Source organism: Novosphingobium sp., from assembly GCF_027531025.1.
In the GTDB taxonomy this organism is placed as follows: domain Bacteria; phylum Pseudomonadota; class Alphaproteobacteria; order Sphingomonadales; family Sphingomonadaceae; genus Novosphingobium.
Genome location: NZ_JAPZQX010000003.1, coordinates 670,747 through 693,832 on the forward strand (window position 1 = coordinate 670,747; position 23,086 = coordinate 693,832).

At 65.2% G+C, this 23,086-nt stretch carries 22 protein-coding genes; 13 read left to right on the forward strand and 9 right to left on the reverse strand.

All coding sequences use genetic code 11. The features are described from left to right. Positions 1-5: 5 nt before the first annotated feature. The 5 genes from O9281_RS06300 to O9281_RS06320 all read left to right on the forward strand — a co-directional run bounded on the left by O9281_RS06300 (position 6) and on the right by O9281_RS06320 (position 4,413). Positions 6-629 carry a hypothetical protein gene (locus O9281_RS06300; RefSeq protein WP_298183830.1) on the forward strand — a complete coding sequence of 208 codons (624 nt, stop codon included), beginning with the start codon at positions 6-8 and terminating at the stop codon, positions 627-629. A gap of 89 nt (positions 630-718) precedes the next feature. Further along, positions 719-1,564, forward strand: coding sequence for a MoxR family ATPase (locus O9281_RS06305; protein WP_298183939.1), 846 nt, complete (start codon positions 719-721; stop codon positions 1,562-1,564). Between the two features lie 198 nt (positions 1,565-1,762). Next, the gene (locus O9281_RS06310) at positions 1,763-2,383 is read left to right on the forward strand and encodes a hypothetical protein (RefSeq protein ID WP_298183831.1); all 621 of its coding nucleotides are present in this window, start codon (positions 1,763-1,765) and stop codon (positions 2,381-2,383) included. A 4-nt stretch (positions 2,384-2,387) separates the two neighbouring features. Then, positions 2,388-3,569, forward strand: a complete 1,182-nt coding sequence (locus O9281_RS06315) for a VWA domain-containing protein (protein WP_298183833.1) — start codon at positions 2,388-2,390, stop codon at positions 3,567-3,569. A 40-nt stretch (positions 3,570-3,609) separates the two neighbouring features. Further along, positions 3,610-4,413: a lipid II flippase Amj family protein gene (locus O9281_RS06320; RefSeq protein WP_298183834.1), complete on the forward strand. Its 804-nt coding sequence runs from the start codon at positions 3,610-3,612 to the stop codon at positions 4,411-4,413. Between the two features lie 4 nt (positions 4,414-4,417). On the opposite strand, the gene O9281_RS06325 is transcribed toward O9281_RS06320, so the two are convergent. The 4 genes from O9281_RS06325 to O9281_RS06340 all read right to left on the reverse strand — a co-directional run bounded on the left by O9281_RS06325 (position 4,418) and on the right by O9281_RS06340 (position 8,515). Next, positions 4,418-5,701: an MFS transporter gene (locus O9281_RS06325; RefSeq protein WP_298183836.1), complete on the reverse strand. Its 1,284-nt coding sequence runs from the start codon at positions 5,699-5,701 to the stop codon at positions 4,418-4,420. A 90-nt stretch (positions 5,702-5,791) separates the two neighbouring features. After that, on the reverse strand, positions 5,792-6,805 hold the full coding sequence (locus O9281_RS06330) for an aspartyl/asparaginyl beta-hydroxylase domain-containing protein (RefSeq protein WP_298183837.1): 1,014 nt from the start codon (positions 6,803-6,805) through the stop codon (positions 5,792-5,794). 1 nt (position 6,806) lies between these two features. After that, positions 6,807-8,003, reverse strand: coding sequence for a DUF1343 domain-containing protein (locus O9281_RS06335; RefSeq protein ID WP_298183940.1), 1,197 nt, complete (start codon positions 8,001-8,003; stop codon positions 6,807-6,809). Positions 8,004-8,005: 2 nt separating this feature from the next. Then, entirely contained in the window at positions 8,006-8,515 is a 510-nt protein-coding gene (locus O9281_RS06340; RefSeq protein ID WP_298183838.1) for a hypothetical protein, read from the reverse strand. A 109-nt stretch (positions 8,516-8,624) separates the two neighbouring features. Between O9281_RS06340 and tyrS the strand changes: the two genes are divergently transcribed. From tyrS to O9281_RS06375, 7 genes are all read left to right on the forward strand, one after another. Continuing rightward, positions 8,625-9,848: a tyrosine--tRNA ligase gene (gene tyrS, locus O9281_RS06345; protein WP_298183839.1), complete on the forward strand. Its 1,224-nt coding sequence runs from the start codon at positions 8,625-8,627 to the stop codon at positions 9,846-9,848. A gap of 105 nt (positions 9,849-9,953) precedes the next feature. Beyond that, positions 9,954-10,298 carry a PilZ domain-containing protein gene (locus O9281_RS06350; protein ID WP_298183840.1) on the forward strand — a complete coding sequence of 115 codons (345 nt, stop codon included), beginning with the start codon at positions 9,954-9,956 and terminating at the stop codon, positions 10,296-10,298. Between the two features lie 78 nt (positions 10,299-10,376). After that, positions 10,377-12,497, forward strand: a complete 2,121-nt coding sequence (locus O9281_RS06355; RefSeq protein WP_298183841.1) for a TonB-dependent receptor — start codon at positions 10,377-10,379, stop codon at positions 12,495-12,497. 55 nt (positions 12,498-12,552) lie between these two features. Then, complete coding sequence (locus O9281_RS06360) at positions 12,553-13,836, forward strand: MFS transporter (protein WP_298183843.1); 1,284 nt, start codon at positions 12,553-12,555, stop codon at positions 13,834-13,836. Further along, a complete protein-coding gene (gene cysK, locus O9281_RS06365; RefSeq protein ID WP_298183845.1) occupies positions 13,833-14,750 on the forward strand; it encodes a cysteine synthase A in 918 nt (305 codons plus the stop codon). Before O9281_RS06360 ends, cysK begins: the two co-directional genes overlap by 4 nt. Next, positions 14,747-15,445, forward strand: coding sequence for a dienelactone hydrolase family protein (locus O9281_RS06370; RefSeq protein WP_298183846.1), 699 nt, complete (start codon positions 14,747-14,749; stop codon positions 15,443-15,445). The genes cysK and O9281_RS06370 overlap by 4 nt, the downstream gene beginning before the upstream one ends. Beyond that, positions 15,442-15,876 (forward strand): hypothetical protein, encoded by a 435-nt coding sequence (locus O9281_RS06375; RefSeq protein WP_298183847.1) that lies wholly within the window; start codon positions 15,442-15,444, stop codon positions 15,874-15,876. Before O9281_RS06370 ends, O9281_RS06375 begins: the two co-directional genes overlap by 4 nt. A 3-nt stretch (positions 15,877-15,879) precedes the next feature. Here the strand turns inward: O9281_RS06375 and O9281_RS06380 are convergent, their stop codons facing one another. From O9281_RS06380 to O9281_RS06395, 4 genes are all read right to left on the reverse strand, one after another. Then, a complete protein-coding gene (locus O9281_RS06380) occupies positions 15,880-17,682 on the reverse strand; it encodes an acyl-CoA dehydrogenase C-terminal domain-containing protein (RefSeq protein ID WP_298183848.1) in 1,803 nt (600 codons plus the stop codon). A 25-nt stretch (positions 17,683-17,707) separates the two neighbouring features. Further along, entirely contained in the window at positions 17,708-18,154 is a 447-nt protein-coding gene (locus O9281_RS06385) for a MerR family DNA-binding transcriptional regulator (RefSeq protein WP_298183849.1), read from the reverse strand. Positions 18,155-18,186: 32 nt separating this feature from the next. Continuing rightward, entirely contained in the window at positions 18,187-18,564 is a 378-nt protein-coding gene (hisI, locus tag O9281_RS06390) for a phosphoribosyl-AMP cyclohydrolase (RefSeq protein ID WP_298183850.1), read from the reverse strand. Between the two features lie 278 nt (positions 18,565-18,842). Next, entirely contained in the window at positions 18,843-19,583 is a 741-nt protein-coding gene (locus tag O9281_RS06395; protein WP_298183852.1) for a ComF family protein, read from the reverse strand. Positions 19,584-19,634: 51 nt separating this feature from the next. Between O9281_RS06395 and O9281_RS06400 the strand changes: the two genes are divergently transcribed. Further along, positions 19,635-20,390 (forward strand): methyltransferase domain-containing protein, encoded by a 756-nt coding sequence (locus O9281_RS06400; protein WP_298183854.1) that lies wholly within the window; start codon positions 19,635-19,637, stop codon positions 20,388-20,390. Here the strand turns inward: O9281_RS06400 and ppdK are convergent. Further along, positions 20,379-23,051, reverse strand: coding sequence for a pyruvate, phosphate dikinase (ppdK, locus tag O9281_RS06405; protein WP_298183855.1), 2,673 nt, complete (start codon positions 23,049-23,051; stop codon positions 20,379-20,381). The genes O9281_RS06400 and ppdK overlap by 12 nt on opposite strands. Between the last annotated feature and the right edge of the window lie 35 nt (positions 23,052-23,086).

Genomic DNA, 23,086 nt, shown 5'->3' on the forward strand with positions numbered 1-23,086 from the left:
TCATCATGCAATCGCACCTGAACGCGCGCCTTTGCGGCCTTGCCTTGCTCGCCGCCACCCTGCCCTCAATCGCCTCGGCTGCACCCGCCTATCTCAAATTGGGCGACATCAAGGGTGAAACCGCTGAATCGATTGAGGTGGAATCCTGGTCGTGGGGTGCAAGCAAGGCTGCGGCAGCCGCTCCGAACCAGAATTCAAGCCGCAGCAATCACACGCGCGCGACCGACGCGACCAGTAACACCAGTTCCACCGCGCCGGTTACCGCCCGCGAAGCCGGCTCTGGCCTCGCTACTGGCAAGCGTCAGCACAAGCCGATCCAATTCGCATCGCCGCCGCCACAGGACGGCACTGTCACTGTGCTCACCGCCCGCGAGGCCGGAAGCGGCATGGCCACCGGCAAGACCCGCCCGAAATGCACGCAAGGCACGCATATCCCGACGGTCAAGCTTGAAGCGAGGTCCATTGCCGTGGTCCTGACCGATGTGACCGTGATCGAATGCGGCGAAGGCAGCATGACGCTGGGTTACAAGACCGCGGAAGATCTTGCCGTCAGGGCGGTCGCGCCCCAACCCGCCCAGGGTACCGAGCAAAAGGCCACCAAGACCCGATCCAACATCCAGAACAACTGAGCCCGCGCGATCAAATTCGCGCTTGCCTGATTGCAGACTGCAACCTATCCCTTAATCGAACGATTAAACGACTGGGGATGACCATTTCCATGCAGCGCTTTGAAGGCACTTCGAACTATGTCGCCACCGATGACCTGAAGGTCGCGGTCAATGCTGCGGTGCTGCTGCGCCGCCCGCTGCTGGTCAAGGGTGAACCTGGCACCGGCAAAACCGTGCTGGCCCACGAAATCGCCAAGGCTACCGGGGCGCCGCTGATCGAGTGGAACATCAAGTCGACCACCAAGGCCCAGCAGGGCCTTTATGAGTACGACGCCGTCGCCCGCCTGCGCGATGGCCAGCTGGGCGACGAGCGCGTCCATGACATTTCGAACTACATCAAGAAGGGCAAGCTGTGGGAAGCCTTCACCTCGCCCCAGCTGCCCGTGCTGCTGATCGACGAAATCGACAAGGCTGACATCGAGTTTCCGAATGACCTCCTCCAGGAGCTCGACCGGATGAGCTTCGACGTTTACGAAACGAAGGAGCGGATCGCCGCCAAGGAGCGCCCGATCGTCGTCATCACCTCGAACAACGAGAAGGAACTGCCCGACGCCTTCCTGCGCCGCTGCTTCTTCCACTACATCAAGTTCCCCGATCGCGAGACGATGCAGGCGATCATCGATGTCCACTTCCCCGGCATCCAGAAAACCCTCATCTCCAAGGCGATGGACATCTTCTACGAGGTCCGCGAAGTGCCGGGCCTCAAGAAGAAGCCCTCGACCAGCGAATTGCTCGACTGGCTCAAGCTGCTGCTGAACGAGGACATGCCGCTTGACGTGCTGCAGAACCGCGATCCCGCCAAGGCGATCCCGCCGCTGCATGGCGCGCTGCTAAAGAACGAGCAGGACGTGATGCTGTTCGAACGCCTCGCCTTCATGGCCCGGCGCCAGAACTGATCGCGAGTCGGTGCGTACGGTGCGGGCCAGCAGTCCGTCTGGAACAGGGCGCGCACCGGTACGCCAAGCCGGATCGACAGATCGCATTATCGGTACCAGCCTTTTCCCCACGATCATTGAGGGGATGAAGTCATGCGATTAGGGGATCACAAGGTTACGCTGGCACTGTTTCTTGCCACAGTCGGGCTATTTCTGGTTATGGGGCAGTTTTTCCCGCAGGAACTGGCGATCCCCCTTCCCGGCAGCAACATCCGCCCCGTGCTGCTGCTCGAATTTGCTTCGCAGGCCCAGCATCTGGAGCACATTTTCGGCACAGCGGCGGATCCCGACCGGGCAGGCCGCATTGCCGGCATGAATACCGGCAATGCGATCGATTACCTGCTGATGCCGGCCTATGGCCTGATGACTTACAGCTTCTTTCGCGGGATCGGCCGCGAGCTGGATGGCAAGGCCTGGCAGGTGTTTGGCGCCATGGCGATCGTCGCTGCGCTGGCCGATGCAATCGAAAACGCGCTGATGTTCCGAATCGTGGCCGATATGGCCAATCCGCTCGATGAAATGGCGCTGCTGCCCTATCCGGTCTGGCTCAAGTTCGGCCTGCTGGCGCTGACCTGCGGCGGCGCGGCCTGGGCGTTCGTGCGGCTGCACCGCTGGGTGCTGGCCCTGCTGTGCTTGCCGGCACCGCTGTTGCTGGTGCCGGGAATGCTTGACCCGTTTGGCCTGGGTCCGACATCAACCATGCTGATCGGCCTGGGCTGGCTGGCCATGGGCATCCACGCCGCAACGCGCTTGCGGTCCACGTTAGAACCGAACGGATAGACTGATGTTCTTCAACTTCGTCGACGAGCTGCGCAGCGCGGGCATCCAGGCTTCCTTCAAGGAGCATCTGGTCCTGCTCGAAGCGCTCGACAAGGACGTGATCGAGCAGACGCCCGAGCAGTTCTATTATCTGTCGCGCGCCATCTTCGTGAAGGACGAGGGCCTGCTCGACAAGTTCGACCAGGTTTTCAACAAGGTCTTCAAGGGCATCCTGACCAATTACGGCCAAAACCCGGTCGACATCCCCGAGGAATGGCTGAAGGCCGTCGCCGAAAAGTTCCTGACCCCTGAGGAAATGGAAGCGATCAAGTCGCTCGGTTCCTGGGAAGAGATCATGGAGACGCTCAAGAAGCGGATCGAGGAACAGCAGAAGCGCCACGAGGGCGGCAACAAGTGGATCGGGACCGGGGGCACCAGCCCCTATGGCAACGATGGCTACAACCCCGAAGGCGTCCGGATCGGCGGCGAAAGCAAGCACAAGCGCGCGCTGAAGGTCTGGGAAAAGCGCGAGTTCCAGAACCTCGACAACACGCGCGAACTGGGCACCCGCAACATCAAGGTGGCGCTGCGCCGCCTGCGCCGCTTTGCGCGCGAGGGCAATCCGGACGAGCTGGACCTGGAAAGCACGATCGAGGGCACGGCCAAGCAGGGCTGGCTCGATATCCGCATGCGCGCCGAGCGCAAGAACGCGGTCAAGGTGCTGCTGTTCCTCGATGTCGGCGGTTCGATGGACCCCTTCATCAAGCTGGTGGAAGAGCTGTTCAGCGCCGCCACGACCGAGTTCAAGAACCTGGAGTTCTTCTACTTCCACAACTGCCTCTACGAAGGCGTGTGGAAGGACAACAAGCGGCGCTGGAGCGAGCGGACCAATACCTGGGACATCCTCCACAAGTACGGCCACGACTACAAGATCATCTTCGTCGGCGATGCGGCGATGAGCCCTTACGAGATTACCCATCCGGGTGGTTCGGTCGAGCATTTCAACGAGGAAGCCGGGGCGGTCTGGCTGCAGCGCGTGGCGCATGTCTATCCGGCCACGATCTGGCTCAACCCGGTGCCGGAAAAGCAGTGGGGCTATTCGCAGTCGACCAAGATCATCAAGGAGCTGATCGGCGGCAACATGTTCCCGCTGACGCTCGAAGGCCTCGACGGGGCGATGCGCGAACTGACCCGCAAGAAGCATTGAACGCTTCCCTGAAGCTGACAAACTGACCTAAGGCTTGGGCATGGACGCCCAGTTGCTGATCATCTGCCTGCTGACCGCGCTGATCAACCTGATCGGCACGCTGGCTTATGCCGCCCGCATCGCCGGGGTGCGCACGCGGCGGATCGCGATGAGCTTTGCCCTGTTCAACATCCTCGTGCTGGTCAGCCGCACTTCCAACAGCTTCCTGGGGCCGTTCCTGGCCAAGCGGATCGAGGTGCGCCTGTCGGAAGGCGGCGGCGAGGCATTGCTGCTCGATTTCCACCTGGTGCTGGCCTCGGCCTCGCTGGCGGTGCTGGTCGGGATCCTGCTGGTCCCGACCGGGCAGCGCCTGTTCGCCCGGGCAATCGATTATTTCCAGGAACACCGCTCGACCACGCGCATGCTGCTGCGCACAGCCACTCCGGCGGGCCTCTCCACCCTGCGCCAGGCGCTGACCCCGCCCAGTCCGAAGATCCTCAAGGAACTGGTTAGGGATCGCGGTGTCGGCTGGGGTGTACTGCTGGCAAACTGCCTGGCCCAGGCGCTGATTACGGTCGGGGTGGTTGCCTCGCTCTATGCCGGGTACCTCAACCCCGAATTCCGCGTCACCGCCTCGCAGCTCTCGGCCGTGGTCAACGGCTTCGCCACGATCCTGCTGTTCGCACTGATCGACCCGCAACTGTCAGTCATGACCGATGACGTGGTCGAGGGCCGGGTCAGCGAGGCGATGTTCCGCCGCACGATCGTGTGGATCAGCCTCAGCCGCCTCGCCGGCACGCTGCTGGCCCAGGCGCTGTTCCTGCCGGCGGCCCAGGCCGTGGCCTGGATCGCCAACTTCGTCTGACTGCTCACCCCTTCTTGTCGAGCTCCTCGTTCAGCCGCAGACTAGCGCGCCAGAAGAAGAACGACGGGATCAGCCCCATCACGGCGGCGCCATAGAGCACGTAGCGAACGCTGTCGGGCCCGGCCATCGGCTTGATAAAGTCCGACAGGATGCCGAAGAACAGCGGCCCCAACCCCAGCCCGATCAGGTTCTGCGCGAACAGCAGCACGGCAGCGGCCATGGCCCGCGCCCGCAGCGGCACCAGCCCTTGTGCGCAGGAATAGGTCGGGCCGAGATAGAGGCCGTTCAGCACGGTCGGCAGCATGATCAGGATCAGCGCGACCCACCATTGCTGAGCCCAATAGGCAGCGATCGCGATGGGGATTGCCACGGTCATGCCAATCGCCGGCGCGGTCAGCACGTGACGGCGGTTGGTCTTGCCATAGTGGTCGGCGAACCAGCCTCCGGCCCAGGTACCCAACACCCCGGCAATCCCGCCGCCGATCCCGAACCAAAGGCCCACATCGCCCGGCGACAGATCATGAGTGCGCTGGAAGAAGATCGTGGTCCAGGTGGCCTTGCCATAGCCTAGGAAGGCAGCGGCCGAACCGGCGATCATCAGATAGACGAAGGCCCGCGAGCTCAGCACCTCGCGGATCGCTTCCTTGGTCGAAAGCGTGGGCGCAGCCTGACGGGTTTCCAGCACGGTCGACATGCGCGGATCGCGCAGAACCCACCACACCACCAGCGCCATCAGGATGCCCGGCAGGCCGGCCACGAAGAAGGCGATTCGCCAGCCATAAGCATCGGCGATCAGGCCGCCCATGACCATGCCCAGGAGGCCGCCAATAGGAATGCCCAACGAATAGAACGAGATCGCCGAAGCGCGCTTTTCGGGCGGGGCGAGATCGGCGATCAGCGAGTGGGCGGCAGGCGTGCAGCCAGCCTCCCCCACCCCCACGCCGATCCGCGCCAACAGCAGCTGCACGAAGTTCTGGGCCATGCCCGACACCGCGGTCATCCCCGACCAGATCACCAGCGAGATCGAAATCAGGCTGACCCGGTTGGTTGACGGACGATCGGCATAGCGCGCGATCGGGATACCCAGGAAAGTATAGAACGCGGCGAAGGCAATCCCGGTCATCAACCCGATCTGGGTATCGGACAGCCCCAGGTCACGGCTGATCGGTTCAGCCAGGATGTTGACGATCTGGCGATCCAGGAAATTGAAGATGTAGACAATCAACAGGATCCAGAGTGTGACGCGCAGCGAATTCGCGGGCTTCTGGCCCGCCGCAACCTGGTTCATCCATCATCCTCTCATGCCCCGGCGCTTGACTGCGCCGCGAATCCCATCCGAAACCAAGTTGGCTGTCCCGTTGCCCCCGGTCAAGCGGTGCTAATTGGCATCAACGATCCGAAACAGAGTTTCGATCTGGCTTCGCTCAGTCTCGGTCACTTCAGGGCGCCAGACATCGAAAATCAGGATCAGGCGATCAAGGTTGCTGTCGTTCCAGGCCTCGTGTTCAACCGAATCGTCGAACACCATCAGTTCCCCCTCGCGCCATTCCCGAGTTTCACCACCAACGCGAAATCCGCACCCATCCGGCACCACCAGCGGCAAATGGCAGATGAAGCGCGCGTTGATCATCCCGGTATGGGCCGGGATGCGGGAATGAGGGCGCAGCAGCGAGAACATCAGGGTCGGCGCGCGGCTGGAGATGCGACACAGCGGCAGCGCATCAAGCGCGGCATGGGTCCGCGGGACAAGCGCCGCCCGCTCGTCCGAGACGGCACCACCATCGGTCAGCTCCCAGGTACTCCAATCAGAGTTGCCCAGCAGGCCGTGCACATCGCCCTGCGGCCGGTCGGCCTGTTGCTGCACATAGGGAGTGAACGACCGGGCATCGGCCATCAGGCTAAGCGCCTCCTCAAGGATCGACCCGGTCTGCGCTTCCAGCGCCTCGCGCCAGTCGAACTGGGCCGCATCGGCATAGCCAACCAGCGGAAGATCCGGATAAAAATAGGTCTGCGGCAATTGCGGCCAGGCATCGCCCACCTGCTCGCGCGGTCGATCCCCCAGCATGAACTCCAGCGATTTCTGAAACCGAGGGTGGCGTTCGGCCCGGGTAAGCCCGACCGCATCCAGATCCCGCAGCAAGACATCGCGGAAGCGGGCCTTCAGCCAGTCGATGGCGTCCAGCGTCCGGCGGCGGTCGAGCATGGACACGGCACCGCCCTGCGAGGCCAGGTAGTCCACTGCACCATACCAGCGCATCGCCCCACGCCAGTCCTGGGCCAGCATCCGGTGATCGGCCAGCGCGAGCATGGCAGCGGCATCGCGCCGGTTACGGCCATAGCGGGCTTCGGCGTCACTCTCGCTGAAGCGTGGCTGAGGCTGATCGATGGTCATGTCAGTAGAGCCTCAACGTTAGAACGGTTTCGGTCCAGACGCGCTCGTCAGCCCCAGTCCGGACCTCAAGATCGCCGGGTAATGCCACCGGATCGTCGACCCATTCGCGCAAGGCCGGGCCGCCGTTGATCACATCGATCGCCAGCCGCTCGAACTCGTACTCATATGGGAAATCGCGCCAGATCGGGTATTCCGGATAGAGCCGCCGGATTGCCTTGAATGCCAGGGCCTGCAGCCGCCAGGGGCGGAAGGCGTTATGATCGTAGAATGCGCCCTCGGCATGGATCATCAGGCCGTTGCACAATTGCCCGGCATGCTTGTGGAAAGTGGGCGTAAACCAGCATTCACGCAGCGCACAACCTGCCAGCCAATCGGGCGCGAACCGGTGCATCTCGGCCAGCACAGCCTTGGCATCGACATCGGGCGCGCCAAACAGCACTTCGAGCGGGCGGGTCGTCCCACGTCCCTCGCTCAGCGTCGCGCCTTCCAGCATGACGGTGCCGGCATAGGCGCGGGCCATGTTGAGGCTGGCGGCATTGGGGCTCGGGTTGATCCAGATCCGGCTGTCCGGCCAGCCAAAGCCGGGGCCTTCAGGCTGCCAACCTTCCATCGCGATCACGCGATAGGGCACGTCCAGCTTGAAATGTTCGATGAACCAGTGGCCCATTTCCCCCAGGGTCAAACCATGCCGCATCGGCATCGGCCCGGCGCCGACGAAGCTTTCCTGCCCCGGCACTAGCAGCGTGCCTTCCACCGGTCGGCCGGCCGGATTGGGCCGGTCCAGCACCCAGACTTCCTTGCCGGTGCCGTGCGCCGCTTCGAGCAGGTAAAGCAGCGTGGTGACGAAGGTGTAGATCCGGCAGCCCAGGTCCTGCAGGTCGAACAGGAACACGTCGGCCGTGCTCATCATCTGGCCGGTCGGGCGGCGAACCTCGCCATAAAGGCTGAACACGGGGATGTTGTAGACCGGATCGAGCTCGTCCTCGGTCTCGACCATGTTGTCCTGCTTGTCGCCCTTCAACCCGTGCTGTGGGCCAAAGGCGGCGGTCACGTTCACCCCGGCAGCGATCAGCGCATCGAGCGAATGGGTCAGGTCCGCGGTCAAGCTGGCGGGATGGGCCACCAGCGCCACGCGCCGCCCGGCCAGCGGGGTGCGCAGGTCCGGTTCGGCCAGCAACCGGTCAATCCCGAACCGCACAGTCATGCCGGCAGCTCCAGCGCGCGGCATTCGCTGGCGTGGAATTCCGGCGCTCCGGGACGGAAGGCCAGCGCCCAAAACCGGTTCACGCCATCGCCATCCTCGATGATCCCGTTCAGCGCGACCGTGGCCGGAACCGGCAGGTCGGAACGAATGATTGCATCAAGCCGCAGGGTGTCGCCGGTCACCGCCACGGCGATCTCCACTTCGGCCGGCGCATCGCGCATCCCTTCGCGGAAGCCATCGAAATCATAGCAGGCCCAGCGGGTCGAGGGTGAAAGGTTGAATTCGCGATAGCTGGTGCCGTCGTGGCTCCAGAAGATCTCGAAGCAGGTCGTCTTCCAGAGGTTGTCGAACCGTCCCGGAGTCGCAACCACGGGCACGGCGATCCTGGCGATATCGCCATGGGCAATGAAGGTGGCGCGGCAACCATCGCTGGTGGCGGTCACCTCGGCCTCGATCGTGTGAACCGATCCGGGCGCGCATCCGGGGTGCAGGACAAGCTTGTGCATCGCCGCCTAATGCCCGCTGCCCCGCGCCCCGGCAAGCGGCAGGTAATCCTGCATTTGGCCCAATCCGAGATTTGGTCTTGTCCGCAACCGCTGCTATGGGCGCGGCGCGATGACTTACACTTCCAGCCTTTTGCGCCTGCTCGAAGAGCGTGGCTACATCCACCAGATGACCGATGCCGAAGGGCTGGATGCCCTGGCCGCGAAGCAGGTCGTGCCCGGCTATATCGGCTTCGATGCCACTGCGCCCTCGCTCCATGTCGGCAGTCTGGTGCAGATCATGCTGCTGCGCCGCCTGCAGCAGGCCGGGCACAAGCCGGTCGTGCTGATGGGTGGCGGCACGACCCGGATCGGCGATCCGACCGGGCGCGATGAAAGCCGCAAGATGCTAAGCGACGCGACGATCGAGGCCAACATCGCCTCGATCCGCACCATCTTCGAACGTTTCCTGACCTTTGGCGATGGCCCGACCGACGCGGTGATGGTCAACAACCACGACTGGCTCGGCACGCTGGGCTATATCGAGCTGCTGCAGGAAGTGGGCACGCACTTCACGGTTAACCGGATGCTGACCTTCGATTCGGTCAAGCTGCGGCTGGAACGCGAACAGCCGATGACCTTCCTAGAATTCAACTACATGATCCTCCAGGGCTACGATTTCCGCCACCTGGCCAGGACCATGGGCGTGCGGCTGCAAATGGGCGGCAGCGACCAGTGGGGCAACATCGTCAACGGTGTCGAACTGTCGCGCCGGATGGACCAGACCGAGGTCTTCGGGGTCACCACCCCGCTGCTGACCACGGCTGACGGGGCCAAGATGGGCAAGACCGCGGCCGGGGCCGTCTGGCTGAACGACGATGCCCTGCCCAGCTACGATTTCTGGCAGTACTGGCGCAATGTCGACGACCGCGATGTCGGCAAGTTCCTGCGCCTGTTCACCGATCTGCCGCTGGACGAGATTGCTCGGCTGGAAGCCCTGCCCGGCAGTGAAATCAACGCCGCCAAGGTCGTCCTGGCCAACGAGGTGACCGCGCTGTGCCGTGGCAAGGAGGCTGCCGCAGCGGCCGAATCGACCGCGCAGGCCACCTTTGCCGCCGGCGGGGTTGGCGAAGACCTGCCCGAGCTCGAACTGCCGAGCGACGGCCTCAGCCTGATCGATGCGCTGGTCGGGATCGGCTTTGCCGCCAGCAAGGGCGAGGCCAAGCGGCTGATCGCCGGCGGCGGCGCGCGGGTCGATGGCACGGCGATCACCGACGAGGCCCATCGCATCCCCGGTGGCCGCGAAGTTCGGATTTCCGCAGGCAAGAAGAAGCACGGGGTGCTGCGTCCGGCCTGATCGACGCTGCACCGGTACCTCCGATTCGCAGCCGGTTTACCCTTTCTTTGTGGTTTGCGGGCATAGGTTTGCCCCTGACTGCCAAGGAATGGAGGCGAACGGAGCATGGTATCCGGAGCGCAACTGACAGTAACCGACCTGCGCCGCTCGACCCGGCATCCGGTCGATCATAAGGTCATCGGCGAGCACCGCCGTCTTGGCGACGTGCACATGCATATCGTGAACCTGTCAGCGCACGGCTTCATGGTCTCGGGCGAACTGGACCTTGAACGGGGCGAACGGGTGATCATCCGCCTGCCCGTGGTGGGCCGGATCGAAGCCCACATGATCTGGTCGACCGATGATCGTTCGGGCTTTCAATTCGAACGGATCATCCGGCTCGATGACTTCATGCGGCTGATCGATACGCTCCAGCCAAACCCCCGTCTGCGTCCGCGCCGACCCTCCTGAGCCGAACCGGCGCAGGATAGCGCCAATTTGCAAAATCAGACCTTGATATAGTATATCATAGCCTGTAGGCGGCTCGCCATGACCAAGCTCTCCACCAGCCTCACCGCCCTTGCCATCGCCCTGGCCCCCGCCGCCGCCCTCGCCAATGAGGAGCAGACCGGTGATCCGCATCAGCAAGCCCACAAGGAAGATGACGGGATCGTCGTCGTCGGCCATCCCCCGGTGGATTTCGCGCTGCTTAGCAGCACGAGCACCCTGGAAGGCGACAAGTTGCTGATAAACCGCCGTGGCCAGCTCGGCGAAACGCTGGCCGTGCTACCGGGCGTCTCCTCGACCTCGTTCACGCCTGGCGCCTCGCGCCCGATCCTGCGCGGCTTCGATGGCGACCGGATCCGTGTGCTGACCGACGGCATCGGCGCGATCGATGCATCCAGCGTTTCGGCCGACCACGCGGTGGTCTTCGATTCGCTCACGGTTGATCACATCGACGTGCTGCACGGACCCGCAGTTCTACTGTTTGGCGGGCAGGCGATCGGCGGCGCGGTCAACGCGCTCGACAAGCGCATCCCCCGTTCGGTGCCCGAAGGCATCAACGTTACCGCGCTGGGCGGGTATGGCTCGACTGCCAATGAACGTTCGGCCTCTGGCGCGGCGCAGTTCCGCCTGGCGGATCGCTGGGCGGCGCATATCGACGCCTCATGGCGCAAGAGCGACGACCTCAAGGTCCTCGGCTTCGTCAACTCGCCGGCCCTGCGCGATTACCTGCTCGACGAAGCGGCCGAATATCGCGCCGATGGCGAACCCGAAGAAGCCGAAGAATATGAGGAACTGGCCAACCTGACCGGCAAGGTGCCGAACACGGCCGCGCGCAGCACGACCTTTGGGGCAGGCCTCGCCTTCATCGACGAAGGCGGCAACCTCGGCATTTCGATCCAGCGTCAGGACATGCGCTATGGCCTGCCGATGCGGCCGGGCGCAGGACATGGCCATGGGCATGGTGGCCACGGCGGTGGGCATGGCGGCCATGATGAAGACGTCTCGATCGATCTCGACCAGACCCGCGTCGATCTGCGCGGCGCGGTCGAGCTGGGCGAAGGCCTGTTCGACAGCATCCAGATCCGCGGCGCATTCGGTGATTACCAGCACATCGAATTCGAGGGCGACGAAGTTGGCACCACATTCTCCGGCAGCGGGGTCGAAACCCGGCTCGACCTGGTCCAGAACGAGAAAAACGGCTGGCGCGGGCGCAGCGGGGTGCAGTATTTCACCCGCAAGCTGAACATCGTTGGGGCCGAGGCCTTTGCCCCCTCGAACGATGTCAGCCGCTTTGGCGTCTTCACCCTGCAATCACTGCGGCTTGGTCAGGTCGAACTGGAAGCAGCTGGCCGCTATGAGCGGGCCAATGTGCGCGCCAATTCGGTCAGCTTCAACAAGAGCTTCGACCTGTGGAGCGGCGCGCTGGGTGCCTCCTGGCGCTTTGCCCAGGACTGGAAGCTGGGCGCAAGCTTCATCCGCGGCGCCCGCGCACCGGCCCCGGAAGAGCTCCTGTCCGACGGTCTGCACATTGCCACCCAGGCCTATGAAGTGGGCAACCCCACTTTCCGCCCGGAAACCAGCAAGGGCGGCGAAGTCTACCTGAAGTACGATGGCGGGGCCGTGAACCTCGCGCTTACCGGCTATCTCACCGACTTTGACAGCTTCATCGCCGCCCTGCCCAATGGTGACGAGGAAGACGGGTTCCCGGTCTTCGAATATACCCAAGGCAAGGCCCGCTTCCAGGGCTTCGAGGCTTCGGCCAGCGCCCGCGTGATGCAGTGGACCGGTGGCAGCCTGACAATCGATGCCCAGGCGGACTATACCCACGCCCAGTTGAAGGGCGTCGGCCCGGTTCCGCGCATCCCGCCGCTGCGTCTGCGCGGTGGGGCCGAACTGGAACTCGGCAACGTCCACCTGCGCGGCGAAGTCGAGCACAATGACGCGCAGGACCGCGTGGCCGGGTTCGAAACGCCGGTCGATGGCTTTACCATGGTCAACCTGTCGGCCGTTTGGCACCCGATGGGCGATGACGGCCCGCTGACCTTTACCCTGGCAGGGAACAACCTGTTCAACGTCAGCGCTCGCCGCGCCGCCTCGTTCACGCGCGATTTCGTGCCGCTGGCCGGCCGCGACATCCGCGTCTCGGCAAAGCTCGCCTTCTGAGGACATTAGCATCTCCCCGCTTGGCAAGCGCCCGGCGCGCTGCCATGCGGGGAAGGTGAGCCAGCCGACCCATCCCCTCCAGATCCGCGACTATCGCCTGGTCTGGCTGGCGCGGTTCACCTCGGTCGCCGCGACCACCGCAATGGTGGTCATCGTCGCAGCGCAGACTTACCAACTGGCGCGCGGCGAATACGGCTATTCAACGCGCGAGGCCGCGTTCCTGATCGGGACGCTGGGCCTCGCGCAATTCATTCCCTTCCTGCTGCTGACCCCGGTGGCCGGGCTGGTCGCTGACCGGCTCGATCGGCGCTTCGTCGGAGCCGCTTCGTGCCTGCTCGACCTGACGATCGCGCTGAGCCTGGTTGCAGCCAATTCGCTCGGTGCGATTTCGTTGCCATTGCTGTTCACCATGGCCGCGCTGCATGGCGCGGCACGAGTGTTCATTGGCCCGGCAATCAGCGCGATCGTGCCCAACGTGGTGCCGGCGGAGCTCCTGCCAAAAGCCGTCGCCACCGGATCGATCGCCTGGCAGAGCGCCTCTGTCATCGGCCCCGCAGCAGCCGGTTTCCTGCTCGCCGGGAATGATGCCTGGCCTTATGTGATGTCCGCCATCCTGCTGACGGCGGCGATCACCGCACTATTGAACATCCGCCCGCTACCCCCGGTGCCCAAGCCAAGCGGCGAGACCCCGCTCCGCCAGATGGCCGAAGGGGCAAAGTTCGTCTGGCGCGAACGCTTCCTCCAGGGCTGCATCACGCTTGATCTGTTCGCCGTGCTGCTCGGCGGCGCAACGGCGATGCTGCCGGCCTTTGCCTATGACGTCCTGAAGGTGGGCGATGAAGGGCTTGGCCTGCTGCGAGCGGCGCCCGCGCTGGGCGCGGCGCTGGTCGCCCTGTTCCTCGCTTTTTTCCCGCTCTCACGCAATGTCGGTGTCAAGATGCTGTGGGCTGTGGTCGTGTTCGGCGCGGCGACCGTGGTCTTCGGCCTCTCCACCTCGTTCCCGCTCTCGCTTGCCATGCTCGCGCTGCTCGGCGCATCGGACCAGGTTTCGGTGTTCATCCGCGGTACGCTGATCCAGCTCAACACCCCCGATGCCATGCGCGGGCGGGTCTCCTCGATCTCGGGCCTGGCCATTTCCGCCTCGAACGAGCTGGGCGAGATGCAATCGGGTCTGGCGGCCGCATTTTTCGGTGCGGTTGGCGCAGTCGTGTTCGGCGGGATCGGGGCCATAGTAGTGACTGCCGCATGGGCCGTGCTATATCCCGAGCTACGCCGCGCAAAGACATTTGCCCCACAATATCGCCCCTCACCTGCTCGAACCGAAGGACCACCGCCATGAAGGCTGAATCGATCCTCGCCACTATCGGCAATACCCCGCACATCCGCCTGTCGCGCATGTTCCCGGACCACGAGGTCTGGATCAAGGCCGAGCGGGCCAATCCCGGTGGCTCGATCAAGGACCGGATCGGTCTCGCCATGATCGAGGCGGCCGAGGCCGATGGCAGCCTGAAGCCAGGCGGCACGATCATCGAGCCGACCAGCGGCAACACCGGCATCGGCCTGGCCATGGCGGCCGCGGTCAAGGGTTACAAGCTGGTGCTGGTCATGCCCGAATCGATGTCGCTCGAGCGGCGGCGGCTGATGCTGGCCTATGGCGCGACCTTCGATCTGACGCCGCGCGAAAAGGGCATGAAGGGCGCGATCGAGCGCGCGCACGAACTGGTTGCCACCACGCCCGGTGCCTGGATGCCGCAGCAGTTCGAAAATGCCGCCAATATCGCGGTCCATGTGCGCACCACCGCGCAGGAGATCCTGGCCGATTTCGCCGACACGCCAATCGATGCCCTGATCACCGGGGTAGGTACCGGCGGTCACCTGACCGGCTGCGCCGAAGTGCTGAAGGCCAAGTGGCCCAAAATGCAGGCCTGGGCGGTCGAGCCGACGCTCTCGCCAGTGATTTCCGGTGGCCAGCCTGCCCCGCACCCGATCCAGGGCATTGGCGCGGGCTTCATCCCGGCCAACCTCCACACCCAGGCGATCGATGGCGCGATCCAGGTCGATCCGGCCGATGCCAAGGAAATGGCCCGCCGCTCCGCCCGGGAAGAAGGCATGCTGGTCGGGATCAGTTCTGGCGCCACGCTGGCCGCCATTGCCCAGAAGCTGAAGGAACTGCCCGCTGGCAGCCGTGTGCTGGGCTTCAATTACGATACCGGCGAGCGTTACCTTTCGGTGCCGGACTTCCTGCCGGAATGAGCGCGATGACCCGGATCGACTATTCTGACGGCGAGACCCCGCTGATCGGGCATCTCGTTCGTCCCACCGGCACGCCGCGCGCCGCCGTGGCTGTGTTCCCCACCTTCATGAACATCACTGAAGGCGTGGCGAACAAGGCCAGGGCGCTGGCGGACGCGGGCTATACGGCCTTCGTCGCGGACTTCTATGGCCCGGAATCGCCGCACGATTTCGATTCGGCCAATAGTGCGATGATGCGCCTGCGCGCCGATCCACATGCCATGCGGACTCGCCTGCGCGCCACGCTGACCAAGCTTGGTGAGCTTGAACCGGGCGTGCCGCAGGTGGCCATCGGGTTCTGCCTCGGCGGCCTCGCCGTGCTGGAACTCGCTCGCGACGGGGCGGACCTCGAACTGGTCGCCAGTTTCCACGGCCTGCTGCAGACCCCGCTACCGGCAGCGCAGCCGATCAAGCCGCGCATCCTGGTTTGCCACGGCGATGTCGATTTCCTCGTGCCGCGCAGTCATGTCAAGGCTTTCTGGGAAGAGATGGATGCGGTGCAGGCCAACTGGCATTTCCACAGTTATGCCCGGGTCGACCATGGTTTCACCAACCCATTGACCCCCGTCGGGGAACCCAATCCCGCCTACAATGCCAGCGCCGACCGGCAGAGCTGGGCGGCGCTGATGGGCCTGCTGGACGAGGTGCTGGCTTGATCGAAGCCCTCAACCGCGCGGCGCTGCTGGCCTTTGCAAAAGCAGTGCTGTGGGGCGGCGTGGCCGGAGGGCTGCCTTTCCTGCTCGTCACCGTGCCGGTCGGTGTCGCGATCTTGCAGGATGGGCAGGCTGGCGGCTTCGGCGTCATGCTGGCCCCGCTGATCGTAGCCTGGCCGGCAACCCTTGGCGGCATGGTGATGGTTGGCCTGCCAATAACCTGGCTGCTCACCCGCTCGGGCCATGAGCGCGGACGGTTCTATGTCCTTGCCGGGTTGATCGCGGGATCGCTGCCGTTCCTCATGGCGGGCCTGTTCCCCGATGGAATCGGCTGGATGGCCTTCTCCATCCCCGGCGGTCTGGCCGGAGCCGTGGCCGGTTGGCACTGGGGCCGCCACCGCGACCGGGTGGCGGGCCACAGCGGGGCAGACTGACCGTCAGGCCGTGGCGAAGGCCTCGACCGGCAGGGCCATGACCGCTTCGCAACCGGCTTCGATCTTGCGGCGCAGCGCAGCGCTGTCCGGACAGAACCGCTCACCGAAGTAACGCGCCGTGGTCAGCTTGGCTTCGTAGAACGCCTTGTCACCCTCGCCCTTGGCCAAGGCTTCGAGCGCCACTTCGCCCATCCGCAGCCACATCGAACCCAGCGCGACGATGCCCATGATGTGCATGTAATGGTGCGCGCCCGCGCCGACCTGGTTGGGATTGGCCATGCCGTTGGCCATGAGCCACATGGTCGCGGCCTTGAGATCGGCATTTGCCGCCTCGACCGCTGCCGCCAGCCCGGCCAGTTCCGGCTTGGCCTTGGCCGCGGCGCATTCGGCATCGACGATGGCAAAGAAGGTCTGCACTGCGCGGCCACCGTTCTGGGCCAGCTTGCGGCCAACGAGGTCCATCGCCTGAATGCCGTTGGTGCCTTCATAGATCATGGCGATGCGGGCATCGCGCACGAACTGGCTCATGCCCCATTCCTCAATGTAGCCATGGCCGCCGAAGACCTGCTGCATGTTGGTGGCCACGTCATAGCCCTTGTCGGTGCCATAGCCCTTGATCACCGGGGTGAGCAGGCTGATCAGGTCGTCGGCCTTCTGCCGCTCTTCCTCGCTCGCAGCCTTGTGGCTCAGGTCGACCTGCAACGCGCCCCACATGCAGAGCGCGCGCATGGCTTCGGTAAAGGCCTTGGCATCCATCAGCATCCGGCGCACGTCCGGGTGGACGAACAGGGTATCGGCCTTCTCGGCCGGCTCGGCCGCCCCGGTCAGGGCGCGGCCCTGGCGGCGCTCGCCGGCATATTTGACCGCATTCTGGTAAGCGACCTCGGCCTGGGCCAGGCCCTGGATACCGACACCAAGCCGCGCCGCATTCATCATGATGAACATGGCGGCGAGGCCCTTGTTCTCCTCACCCACCAGGTAGCCGGTCGCCCCGTCATAGTTCATCACGCAGGTCGCATTGCCGTGAATGCCCATCTTGTGTTCGATCGACCCGCACGAGACGGCATTGCGCGCACCCAGCGAGCCATCGTCGTTCACCAGCACCTTGGGGACGATGAACAGCGAGATGCCCTTGGTCGAATCCGGCGCATCGGGTGTCTTGGCCAGGACCAGGTGGATGATGTTCTCGGTCAGGTCGTGCTCGCCCGACGAGATGAAGATCTTGGTACCCGTGATGGCATAGCTGCCGTCGGCCTGCGCCACCGCGCGGGTGCGGATCAGGCCCAGGTCCGTGCCGCACTGGGGCTCGGTCAGGTTCATCGTGCCCAGCCATTCGCAGGCCACCATCTTGGGCACGTACTTGGCCTTCTGCTCCGGCGAGCCCTTGGCCAGGATCGCCGAGATCGCCCCGGCGGTGAGCCCCGGATACATGCCGAACGCCTGGTTGGCGGACGACATGAACTCTTCCATCAGCATGCCCAGCACATGCGGCAAGCCCTGACCGCCAAACTCCTCGGGCACCGAGAGGGTCGACCAGCCCGCCGCGCGGAACTGGGCAAAGGCGTCCTTGTAGACCGAAGGAACGGTTACAGTGCCGTCAGGATGCCGGGTGCAGCCCTCCTGGTCACCGGCCAGGTTGATCGGCGCCAGCACTTCTGAGCAGAACTTGCCGGCTTCCTCGACCACGGCATCGACCATGTCGGGCGTAGCGCTGGCAAAGCCGGGCAATGCAGCGTGGTCCTGCAGGCGCAGCACTTCATTGATCAGGAAGCGGGCGTCGCGAGTCGGTGCCTTGTAGACGGGCATGATGGGTCCTTCGGTATTGGGAGGGTTACGCCTTGGGCGCGTTTTCGAGGTCTTCGAGCCGGGCGATGAATTGCGTCAGTTCTGCAATCGCCGAATCGATATCGGCCCGCTGCTGTTGCATCCGCTCGACCTGTTCCTTGCAGCGGGCGATGGTCACCCGGCGCTGCTCGACCCGGCCATCCCCCAGGTCGTAGAGGTCGATCATCTCCTTGATCTCGGTCAGGCTAAAGCCGACGTTCTTGGCCCGCATGATCCAGGCGAGGCGGGCCCGGTCGCGCTTGGAGTAGATCCGCGACAGGCCGCTGCGGGCGGGGGCGATCAGGCCCTCGTCCTCGTAAAAGCGCAGGGCGCGGGCGGTTACGCCGAACTCGGCCGTCAGGTCGGAGATCGTGAAATGCTCGCGTTCCAACGCGTCTGGCCGCTCAAGGTGAGCGCCATCGTGCACAGGCGTGATCTTCGCGGCCGATTCCATGTACCGCGAAATAGGTTCCCTTTACGTAAGCGTCAATCACTGACCCGCACGAGCCAGTCGCCATCGAGCCGACGATAGAAACAGCTGGTCGCGCCGGTGTGGCAGGCCGGACCGGCCGGGCGGACGATCAGCAAGAGGGCGTCCTGATCGCAATCCACGCGGATTTCCTCGACCCGCAGGACATGGCCCGAGCTTTCGCCCTTCATCCACAGCCGCCCGCGCGAGCGCGAATGGAAGTGCGCCAGCCCGGTTTCGCGCGTCTTGGCCAGCGCCTCGGCATCCATGTGGGCCAGCATCAGCATGGTGCCGCTATCGGCATCGACCGCAACGGCGGTCACCAGGCCATTGGCATCGAAGCGGGGCAAAAAGGCGCTGCCCTGTTCGCGATCGGTGGGGTCGGTGTTGGTCATGACGGAGTTCCTTGTTGCAGGATAACCACATGTGTCGACCAAAATCTGCCCCGATCTTGCTCGCCACTTTCCATCGACCCGCAATTCGGTGATTGATCGCATGCGGACAGCGCAAGCGGCCCGGGTTCAGGGACCCATGGCAAGTCAAGCCACCGCATGAGGGATCGGGCGAGGCGTTCAAGGGGGAGCGCCTAATCGCGAAAGCGACGCCCCACGGTTTCGTCACGAGGGCGCCCGGAGCTTCGGTTCCGGGCGTTTTCTCGTTGGGCCAGACCTGTTCAGGCCAGATCCAGCGCCTCGTCCAGCACCCGCGCGAAGCAGGCGACCACCACCTGCTCCGCCCCGGCGCGTTTCAGCGCCCTGACGCAGGCTTCGCTGGTCGAACCGCTGGTCAGCACGTCATCGACCAACAGGACTTTCGCCCCCCTGATCGTGCCCGCCCGCTTCGGGTTGACCGCAATCGCCCCGCTCAGCACCCGCATCCGCGCCGCCCTACCCAGTCCGCCCAGCATGGGCGTGGCCTTGCGCCGCACCAGGCCATCGACCAGCAGCCGCGCGCCCTTCGCCTTCGCGACCTCGCGCCCCAGCAGCGCCGACTGGTTGAAGCCGCGTCGCCACAACCGCCAGCGGTGCAAGGGCACCGGCACGATCAGCCAGTCCGCGCCCACCTGCCCGATTCGCGGCAGGATCAGTCGGGCCAGCTGGTCGGCCAGGGCAATCCGCCGCCCGTGCTTGAACGCCAGCACCAGCCTGCGCGAAGCATCATTATAGAGCGTCGCCGCCGCGATGCCGTCATGGAGTGGCGGACTGGCGAGGCACGGCGCGCAGACCGATCCGGCGGCCATGCCATCCCCCAGCGGGCGCTGGCACTTGGCACAGGCCAGCTCACCCGGGATGACCAGCTCGGCCCAGCAGGCCGAACAGAGGCCGCCGTGTGCCGCCAGCGCCTCACCGCAGAGCGGGCAGCGCGGGGGCAAGACCAGATCGACCACCGGGGCGAGGCTTGGGGGAACCTGCATCGCCGATGACTATCGCTTGCACCGTCGCCCGGCGCAAGGCAGGGCGACGGCGTGACTGGCACCGCCCCGCCCCGGATCTTCGCCCCCACCCGCCGCCTGGCTGCCCGCCGCCGCGCGCTGGCGCTGCAGGCCGCCCCCGAAGCCGCGCGCTACCTGATGGCCGACATGGCAGAGGATGTGATCGAGCGGCTTGGCTTCCTGCGCCATGTGCCGCAGCGGGCACTGCTGATCGGCATGATCGATCCCATGCTCGCCCAGCACCTCCAGTCCCTCGGCGCGGCTGTCACCCTGGCCGATCCGGCCACCGGCTGGGATGACGAGCTGCCTTTCCCCGACCAGGGCTTTGACTTCATCGCCAGCCTGGGCACGCTCGATACGGTCAACGACCTGCCCGGCGCGCTGATCCATATCCGCAACGCCCTTGCCCCCGGTGGCCTGGCCCTGGCCAGCTTCAGCGGCGCGGGCAGCCTGCCGGCGCTACGCGAGGCCATGCTGGCCGCCGATGGCGACCGCCCCGCCCCGCGCCTCCACCCGGCGGTCGATGTCCGCGCCGGGGGGCAACTGCTCCAGCGGGCCGGCTGGGCCAACCCTGTGGTCGACAGCCGCAGCCTGGAGGTGCGGTTCCGCAGCCTCGACAGCCTGGTGGCCGACCTGCGCGCGCAGGCGCTGGGCAATGTCCTCGCCAGCCCCGGCCCGATCCTTTCCCGCAGCCAGCTCGCCACGGCCCGTGCCGCCTTCGGGACGGGCACGGTCGAGCGGTTCGAGATCCTGACCCTCAGCGGGTGGAAGCGCCCGTCAGTGGCCTGAGGCCAGCGCCGCCTGGGCCGCCGCCAGCCGGGCAATCGGCACGCGATAGGGGCTGGCTGAGACGTAATCGAGGCCGACCTTTTGGCAGAACGCGATGCTGGCGGGATCGCCGCCGTGTTCGCCGCAGATGCCCAGCTTGATGTCGGGCCGGGTCTTGCGCCCGCGCTCAGCCGCCAGTTCGACCAGCTGGCCCACGCCCTCGATATCGAGGCTGACGAACGGATCGCGCGCGAAGATGCCCTGCTCCACATAAGCCCCCAGGAACTTGGCCGCATCGTCGCGGCTGAGGCCCAGAGTGGTCTGCGTCAGGTCATTGGTGCCGAACGAGAAGAACTCGCCCACTTCGGCGATCCGGTCCGCCATCAGCGCGGCGCGCGGCAGCTCGATCATCGTGCCGACCTGATAGTCCAGCGTCTGGCCCTTTTCCGCAAAGACCGCGGCGGCGGTGCGATCGACCAGCGCCTTCAGGATTTCCAGCTCCTTGCGCGTGGCGACCAGCGGGATCATCACTTCGGGGACTGGCGCTTCCCCGCCTTGCGCCGCCACGTCGCAGGCCGCCTCAAAGATCGCGCGAGCCTGCATCTCGTAGATCTCGGGGAAGGTGATCCCCAGGCGGCAACCGCGATGGCCCAGCATCGGGTTGAACTCGTGCAGTTCCGCCGCGCGCCGCTTCAGCCGGTCCACCCCCACGCCGATCGCGTCAGACAGATCGGCAAAGTCTGCGTCGGCATGGGGCAGGAACTCGTGCAGCGGCGGGTCGAGCAGGCGGATGGTTACGGGAAGCCCCGCCATCACCTCGAAGATCGCGTGGAAGTCCGCGCGCTGTTCCGGCAGCAGCTTGGCCAGGGCAGCGCGGCGGCCGGCCTCGTCCTCGGCGAGGATCATCTGGCGCACGGCAGCGATCCGCTTGTCGTCGAAGAACATGTGCTCGGTCCGGCACAGGCCGATGCCTTCGGCCCCGAACTGGCGCGCCATCCGGCAGTCGGCCGGGGTCTCGGCATTGGTGCGCACCTTCATCCGGCGGTGCTGGTCGGCCCAGGCCATCAGCACGCCAAAGTCGCCCACCAGTTCCGGCTCGATGGTCGGCACCAGTCCGGCCATGACCTGGCCATTGGCGCCATCAAGGGTGATGAGATCGCCTTCCTTCAGCTCGCGACTGCCGATCCGCAGCGTGCGGGTGGCGAGGTCGATCGAGACGCCCGATGCGCCGGAGACACAAGGGCGCCCCATGCCGCGCGCCACCACGGCGGCGTGTGACGTCATGCCGCCGCGCGCGGTCAGGATGCCCTTGGCCGCGTGCATGCCGTGGATGTCTTCCGGGCTGGTCTCGACGCGGACCAGGATCACCGCTTCGCCGCGTTCGGCGCGCTTTTCGGCCGTATCGGCATCGAGCACGATCGCGCCCGATGCCGCACCGGGCGAAGCCGGCAGGCCGGTGGTCAGCACTTCGCGCGAGGCCTCGGGATCGAGCGTGGGGTGCAGCAGCTGATCAAGCGCCATCGGATCGACCCGGCGGATCGCGGTCGCCTCGTCGATCAGGCCCTCGGCCACCATGTCGACCGCCATCTTCAGCGCGGCCTTGGCGGTGCGCTTGCCGGTCCGGGTCTGGAGCATCCAGAGCTTGCCGCGTTCGACGGTAAACTCGATGTCCTGCATCTCGCGGTAATGCTTTTCGAGCAGCTCGAACACGGCGGCCAGCTCGGCATAGGCCGCGGGCATGGCCTCTTCCATGCTCAGCGGCTTGGCCCCGGCGCGTTCACGCGAATACTTGGTGAGGTATTGCGGCGTGCGGATGCCGGCCACCACGTCCTCACCCTGGGCGTTGATCAGCCATTCGCCGTAATAGGCCTTCTCGCCGGTCGCCGGATCGCGGGTGAAGGCGACGCCCGTGGCCGAAGTATCGCCCATGTTGCCAAAGACCATGGCCTGGACGTTGACCGCCGTGCCCCAGTCACCGGGGATATTGTTCAGGCGGCGATAGACCTTGGCCCGGTCGGCATCCCAGCTATCGAACACCGCACGGATCGCGCCCCACAGCTGCTCGGTGGGGTCTTGCGGGAACGGCTGGCCCAGCGCGCGCTGGACGATGTCCTCATATTCCTTGACCAGCGCCTGCCAGTGTTCGGACTGCATCTCAACATCGGCATAGAAGCCATTGTCTTCCTTGGTGATTTCCAGCGCGTCCTCGAACAGGTGGTGATCCACCCCCAGCACCACGTCGGAATACATCTGGATGAAACGGCGATAGCTGTCCCAGGCAAAGCGGGCATCACCCGAGGAAGCCGCCAGCCCCTGCACCGTGACGTCATTGAGGCCAAGGTTGAGCACTGTGTCCATCATCCCCGGCATGGAGACGCGCGCGCCCGAGCGAACCGAGACCAGCAGCGGATCGGCCGGATCGCCGAACCTCTTGCCGACGGCAGCTTCGATATGGGCCAGCGCGGCCGCGACTTCGGCCTTCAGCGCGTCAGAGAACTCGCCGCCTTCCTTCAGGTAGCGGACGCACTCCTCGGTCGTGATCGTGAAGCCCGGCGGCACCGGCAGGCCGATCGCCGCCATCTCCGCCAGGTTCGCGCCCTTGCCGCCGACAATCGTCTTGTCCCGGCTGCGCGGATCATCGCTGTGGGCACCGCCGCCGAAAGTGTAGACCTGCTTGCTCATTCAACCGGCCCTGTCGCTGCGGACATGGACCACAT

Coding starts and splice junctions, on each gene's coding strand:
- O9281_RS06300 (WP_298183830.1), top strand. CDS start 6: ATGCAATCGCACCTGAACGCGCGCCTTTGCGGCCTTGCCTTGCTCGCC.
- O9281_RS06305 (WP_298183939.1), top strand. CDS start 719: ATGCAGCGCTTTGAAGGCACTTCGAACTATGTCGCCACCGATGACCTG.
- O9281_RS06310 (WP_298183831.1), top strand. CDS start 1,763: ATGGGGCAGTTTTTCCCGCAGGAACTGGCGATCCCCCTTCCCGGCAGC.
- O9281_RS06315 (WP_298183833.1), top strand. CDS start 2,388: ATGTTCTTCAACTTCGTCGACGAGCTGCGCAGCGCGGGCATCCAGGCT.
- O9281_RS06320 (WP_298183834.1), top strand. CDS start 3,610: ATGGACGCCCAGTTGCTGATCATCTGCCTGCTGACCGCGCTGATCAAC.
- O9281_RS06325 (WP_298183836.1), bottom strand. CDS start 5,701: ATGAACCAGGTTGCGGCGGGCCAGAAGCCCGCGAATTCGCTGCGCGTC.
- O9281_RS06330 (WP_298183837.1), bottom strand. CDS start 6,805: ATGACCATCGATCAGCCTCAGCCACGCTTCAGCGAGAGTGACGCCGAA.
- O9281_RS06340 (WP_298183838.1), bottom strand. CDS start 8,515: ATGCACAAGCTTGTCCTGCACCCCGGATGCGCGCCCGGATCGGTTCAC.
- tyrS (WP_298183839.1), top strand. CDS start 8,625: ATGACTTACACTTCCAGCCTTTTGCGCCTGCTCGAAGAGCGTGGCTAC.
- O9281_RS06350 (WP_298183840.1), top strand. CDS start 9,954: ATGGTATCCGGAGCGCAACTGACAGTAACCGACCTGCGCCGCTCGACC.
- O9281_RS06355 (WP_298183841.1), top strand. CDS start 10,377: ATGACCAAGCTCTCCACCAGCCTCACCGCCCTTGCCATCGCCCTGGCC.
- cysK (WP_298183845.1), top strand. CDS start 13,833: ATGAAGGCTGAATCGATCCTCGCCACTATCGGCAATACCCCGCACATC.
- O9281_RS06370 (WP_298183846.1), top strand. CDS start 14,747: ATGAGCGCGATGACCCGGATCGACTATTCTGACGGCGAGACCCCGCTG.
- O9281_RS06380 (WP_298183848.1), bottom strand. CDS start 17,682: ATGCCCGTCTACAAGGCACCGACTCGCGACGCCCGCTTCCTGATCAAT.
- O9281_RS06385 (WP_298183849.1), bottom strand. CDS start 18,154: ATGGAATCGGCCGCGAAGATCACGCCTGTGCACGATGGCGCTCACCTT.
- hisI (WP_298183850.1), bottom strand. CDS start 18,564: ATGACCAACACCGACCCCACCGATCGCGAACAGGGCAGCGCCTTTTTG.
- O9281_RS06395 (WP_298183852.1), bottom strand. CDS start 19,583: ATGCAGGTTCCCCCAAGCCTCGCCCCGGTGGTCGATCTGGTCTTGCCC.
- ppdK (WP_298183855.1), bottom strand. CDS start 23,051: ATGAGCAAGCAGGTCTACACTTTCGGCGGCGGTGCCCACAGCGATGAT.